Below are 4,999 nucleotides of genomic sequence, written 5' to 3' on the forward strand. Positions count from 1 at the left end.
GGTTTAAGGAGAGGAGAGCGTTGGGCCAGAACCGACCTGCATCATACTGTGCATCAATCGCCGCCCGAAGATCCTCGGAGCGAATGCTGCTGAAAGAGCGCGAAAATCGCTCGTAAGAACTGACTAGATGATGATCAAATTCAAACGCTTTCATGCAAGTTCCTGGGTACTGTACGCATTAGCATTCATTGCAAAGATGGACTACCAGCTCAGTAGGAATAACTGCTACGCGGGCGGGGGCGTCGACCGCAGCGACTTAATGGCATGAGCATGCCTTTGTTCAACGTCGGCAGAGGGGATGCCGAGCCTGACGCAGAAGCGCTCGCTGAGTTTGGTGAAGATGGTCGCAATAGTGTCACCACCGAGTTCCTGAGCCGTCAGAGCTGTACGGGTATAGACGTGCTCGGCGAGTTTCGTGAGCACGGAAAGCGTGTGAGGCTGCATGGATTTTTCCTGGCGCGCCGCGCAGATGCATGCCTGTACCGCCCACAGCGAAGTTGCCCAACATTCAAAGACGTCATCGGGTAGCTTGTCGTGAACGGCTTCGATTTGAAGATGCCAAACAGGCGGTCGATTACCACCAAAGAAGCCGAACAGCAGTCGTCCAATGAGCCTTGGCCAGCTGTCCGCATTGTTGCTGAGCGGCAGCACCTGCAGACTGCCTGAAGAGCCTTTGGCCTTCGCTGGCTGTCCGGCTGCGGCGAGGATCATCAACATCGCTCTCAGCCGAAGGACGTCGATCGAGCCGAGCGCGCCGATCTTGACCTTCGTCTTGATCCGGCCGTTCAGTGCTGCAACGGCTTGGACGATCTGCTCGCGAGTTGCCTTCGCGCGCGTGGCCTTGCGACGCTGCTCTTCGACGGCTGCGGCCTCATCCACGGCATCAGGGACGAGCGCGAAAGCTTCGCCCTGTTCGAGCGCGGCAGCACCATCTCCGGTCTCGTCCTGGAGGTCAAGGCCACGGGCGATGGCGTCCTCGTCAGGCAGAGGGGTCTCCCGCTCGTCATCCCCGAACGCCAGGACCCGGTTAAGGAAGTTCCGAACGAGCGAAAGATCGCTTCCAGCCAGAGAGTTCCGCTCAGCCCCCTGTTCGTCAGAGCGCAACTGCCGTCCGGCGGTGAAGGCTTCATAGCCGAGTTTGCGATGCTCCTCGGCCTCCTCAACTTTATCGTTGCTCTTGCGAGGACGCTTGGCACCCGGCTCTTCCTGTTGGGCGAGCTCTGCCGCCTCAAGCTCGTTCAGCACCTCCCACAGCCATAGGCCTTCCTCCGTCTCTTCGGAGAGCGCCATTGCTGCGGACTCAGCTTTCTTGCCGCGCGCGTCTCGTATGATCTCGCGCAGGGAATCGACGAGGCTCACCACGGCGAGCGCAGATGTGGTGCCGTCGGCAAGGCGAAGCCGTCCAAAGGCTGGCCGGGCTTTCGCGCCGCTCATTCGGAACTGGCGGTGACCACTGTTGCTGCCCGTCAGCGGCATGAGCTGGATGGGCAGGAGATTTTCAGCAGCATCGAGAAGCTCGATCGTGGCCTGCCCTGGCGCAGCGGCGGGCGGGCGCCAGTACAAAGTGTCGAAGGCGCACTCAAACTGTCCCGAAGCGCGCAGCGCCGCTTCTGTCAGCGGCAGCTCCTGCTCTCTGCGGTAGGCGGGTAGCTCATCGGGTCGCACCGCCGTGCCTTCCTCGATGATCTTTGCAAGGCCGAGGCTTGCGAGTGTGGAGCCGGACGGCAGGCGGCGGTAGAGGCATGCCTCGTGGTTCGCGCCGGCATAGTTGCTGGTGCCAAGCGCGGCAGCCGTACAATTGGCGCTGCCATAGAGGACGTGGTCGGCGTGGCTCGTCTCGGCGATGATCGCTTTTGCGTGGATGAAGCGGCTTTTGCCGAAGGCATTGGCGTCGAAGATTTCTGCGCCCGATAGTGCTTTCGCGGCTTCGGCAGGGAACAGCTCCGTGTTCCGGTCGATGAGGATAGCGAGTCTCTTCGGCGCGAGCCGGGTGACCAGAGCGCCGAGTGCGGCAAGGTCTTCGTCCCAGTAGGGGCTCAGCACCACGAGGCGCTCGACGCGCTCTCCGTCAATGAGATTGGTAAAGCGCGTCCCAATTCCCGCGGCCGCACTGTTCCCGATGTCGGTGAGCAGCGCGGCGGCCGAGCCATCCGCCAGATCAACGATCTCGGTCGCGGGCTCCGTATCAAGGAGCCAAGGCGTACGGGCGCGCAGCCATTCGAGTTGGTGGAAGAGTGCCTGTCCATCTTCCGCCAGCAGGCCGCTCAGGTACTGCCAAGTGGCCGCGATCAGCCGGGCTTCGCCTCCGGCTCCCTGCATGCAGGAGATCCATCCGGCGAGCTCCAAATTCCCGGCAAGACCAGAGGCGGTCATGTTGGCCGAAGAGATGATCACCCTCCCGCTGCGGCGGCCGAGCTGAAGCACGATTTTCGGGTGAAACACCGTCTTCGGCTGAATGCCCGTAACTGTGTAGTGCCGACCCGCATATTCCGGGAGCTGCGACGCCCCGTCGAGCGCGTAGGTGAGCATGCGCCCGTCGACCAGCAGCATGCTGTTCGAGCAGCCCGCGCCACGCAGCCTGGGCAGCGCGATGTTCTCAAAAGCATCGAAATCGATGCCGAATGACGTGGTTATGCAGCTGTGAAACCCGCTATCGCCGAAGCGCTCATACAGTTTCATGCCGCACCCCTGATACGGGCGGTGCCGGCTTCTGTGATGCCATCCGCGTCCAGGAGACCTATATCGCGCAAGAACGTGATCGATGGCCCAAGACGGGGATTGGTGAAGACCGGGCCGCCCAGATCACGCAGGCGAACCCGCCCATTATCCGCCTCCAGCAGGAAGGTATAGTCACCCTGATAGCGCAGCTTCCGAAGGGCGATCCAGAGGTGGCGCCGGATTACACGCTCTTCGAGCAGCCGGCCGACCGTCCGGTCGAACGGCTCGGTGAGCTGCTCATCAAGGAACCGGGTTTCGGTCAGGATGGAGCGGAATATTGCCGCGTCATACCCGCCGAAGCTTTCCGCGATCTGCTTCTCATCCTTCCGGGTACCATTGTGGAGTACGGCGAGAAGCCGCAGGGCGGCCCACGCGCATTCGGCGTTGCAGGCGGCTTCCTGACGGGCCGCCTTCATTAGCGTTATGGCGAGTTTGAGCTCGCCGTCTTCGTCATCCTGGGCCGATGCGTTGGCAGCCGGCGGATTCTGCTTCAGCAGCCCGGCCCAGTTCGCCGGATACGCCTCTTCCGCCGCGTCCCTGATTTTGGAAACAGCCTGTCCGATGAGGTTCCCAAGTGGCAGTCCGTGTGGATAGCCCGCCAGCAGGTCGAGCACAAATTTGAGCAGGGTCTCGAAGCAGATGTGCGAGAGATCATTGGCCTGGTAAGCCCACCAGCGCCGGCGCTGCGCGTCCATATCCGGCGCCAGTTCCAATGAAGTTCCATCTGGTAGGCAGCCCGCATAGAGCGCCCAGCGCACGTCGGAGATCTCGGGCAAGCGTCCCAGTTGCTGCGCCAGGATCAGGACCAGCAGGAGAGATTGCCGCCGGCTCATATCCGCAGGCCGGGCTTCGGACTCATTGCCCAGCAGCAGCTCCTGATAAAGCTGCCTCTCCTTACTGTCCGGCGGAATTTCGGAGGGGCTCAAGGATGAAAACGCGTCCAGATCGTCCAACGAGACGACTCCGCGTTCGATGGCGGCGATGTAGCGTTCCGTGATCTCGCCGCGTTCGCTCTCGAAGCACCGCGCCAAAGCCTCGCCGAGCTGCGAGCTCGGCACCGGAATAACGTGGTCGCGCGCCTGGGCCAGGATGCCGGTTTCAAAAAGCTGACTGCCATAGGCAGCGCCGTACGCGCCCCAGGGCTGCTTCAGGTAGTGGGTTGGACTGCCGGGCTCGGCATCGTCGGCAAAGGCCACCTCGTCGCCGGAGGCAGCCAGCTTCGCCGAGGCCCAGAGAATGCCGGCAACGCCCGTCTCCCTACCGCGGCGCTGCGCGGTAAGCGCATAGAGCGCTTCTGCCCGCCTCAGAAAGCGCTGCCAGGTTTTGGGGTTCGTGTCGCCGACCCTGCGCGCGTAGGCCGAAAACAGCCAAGCGTAGAAGCCGTAGTACCGTATCCGCAAAGTCACGTTACTAATGCCGGGAAGGAGCGTCTGGTAGAGGCTAACGCTGGTGTTCTGCATGCCGAGCGGGTCGAGACCGCTTTTTCTCCGGTACTCGGTCCACTCAGGTACGGCGATCATGTTCATAGTGTAGCCCCCCTCCGCTGTGCCATTCTAGAGATTGGAAGCCCTTCGCGATACGTGTCTGATGATCGACGATCGGGCCCTGCCAACGCGCCGTGCCTAGCCAGGGCACCTAACGGCGGGCAGCAACATGCCTCAAGCCCAGCTTCGCCGAAGGTGGAGCTAGCGAGGCCGAAAGAACGAGGGCACCCTGATCCTCCCCCACTGAACGGGTCCATCCTGAAGTATGGTTTTTGCCATGAATGATTCACCCCCATTGAAATGGTCCGCCCTGAAGTATGGCTTTGAGAGCCTGAAGGAGGACGGACATGGCAAGACGACCCAAGCCCGACGAGATCGTCACGAAGCTCCGGCAGGTTGAAGTCCTGCGCGGACAAGGGGTGACGATGGCGGACGCCGTTCGTCAGATCGGCGTTTCGGAGCTGACCTTCTACCGCTGGCGCAAGGAGTATGGCGGGATGAGCCGCGACCAGCTCCGACAGATGAAGGAGCTTCAGAAGGAGAACGAGCGGTTGCGCAAGGCGGTCGCCGATCTGACGCTCGACAAGCTGATCCTGTCGGAGGCGTCCCGGGGAAACTTTTGAGCCCTTCGCGTCGCCGCTGGTCTGCCCCCATCAGGTGGCCCGGATCAAATCTAATGCATGGTGGGCTTGGTCTGCCCCCTGAAAAGTTCTCTAATCGCATTCGTCAAGCTGGCTGACTGAGGTCTGCGCACACGCCGGGTTCATGGTTCTCTCCGCGGTCGGTCTCGATGGACT

General features: G+C 61.8%; 2 protein-coding genes and 1 pseudogene. 1 reads left to right on the forward strand and 2 read right to left on the reverse strand.

Annotated features, from left to right (window positions below; all coding sequences use genetic code 11):
- Positions 1 to 225: 225 nt before the first annotated feature.
- Together O5O54_RS22010 and O5O54_RS22015 are read right to left on the reverse strand one after the other, a co-directional pair.
- A complete protein-coding gene (locus tag O5O54_RS22010; RefSeq protein ID WP_279483990.1) occupies positions 226 to 2,679 on the reverse strand; it encodes a hypothetical protein in 2,454 nt (817 codons plus the stop codon).
- A complete protein-coding gene (locus tag O5O54_RS22015; RefSeq protein WP_279483991.1) occupies positions 2,676 to 4,244 on the reverse strand; it encodes a hypothetical protein in 1,569 nt (522 codons plus the stop codon). The genes O5O54_RS22010 and O5O54_RS22015 overlap by 4 nt, the downstream gene beginning before the upstream one ends.
- A 305-nt stretch (positions 4,245 to 4,549) precedes the next feature.
- Between O5O54_RS22015 and O5O54_RS22020 the strand changes: the two are divergent.
- Positions 4,550 to 4,842 (forward strand): annotated as a pseudogene (locus O5O54_RS22020) (transposase); the annotation flags it as partial.
- Positions 4,843 to 4,999 lie beyond the last annotated feature (157 nt).

Origin of the sequence: Aureimonas sp. SK2, from assembly GCF_029813115.1 — a bacterium.
In the GTDB taxonomy this organism is placed as follows: Bacteria; Pseudomonadota; Alphaproteobacteria; order Rhizobiales; family Rhizobiaceae; genus Aureimonas.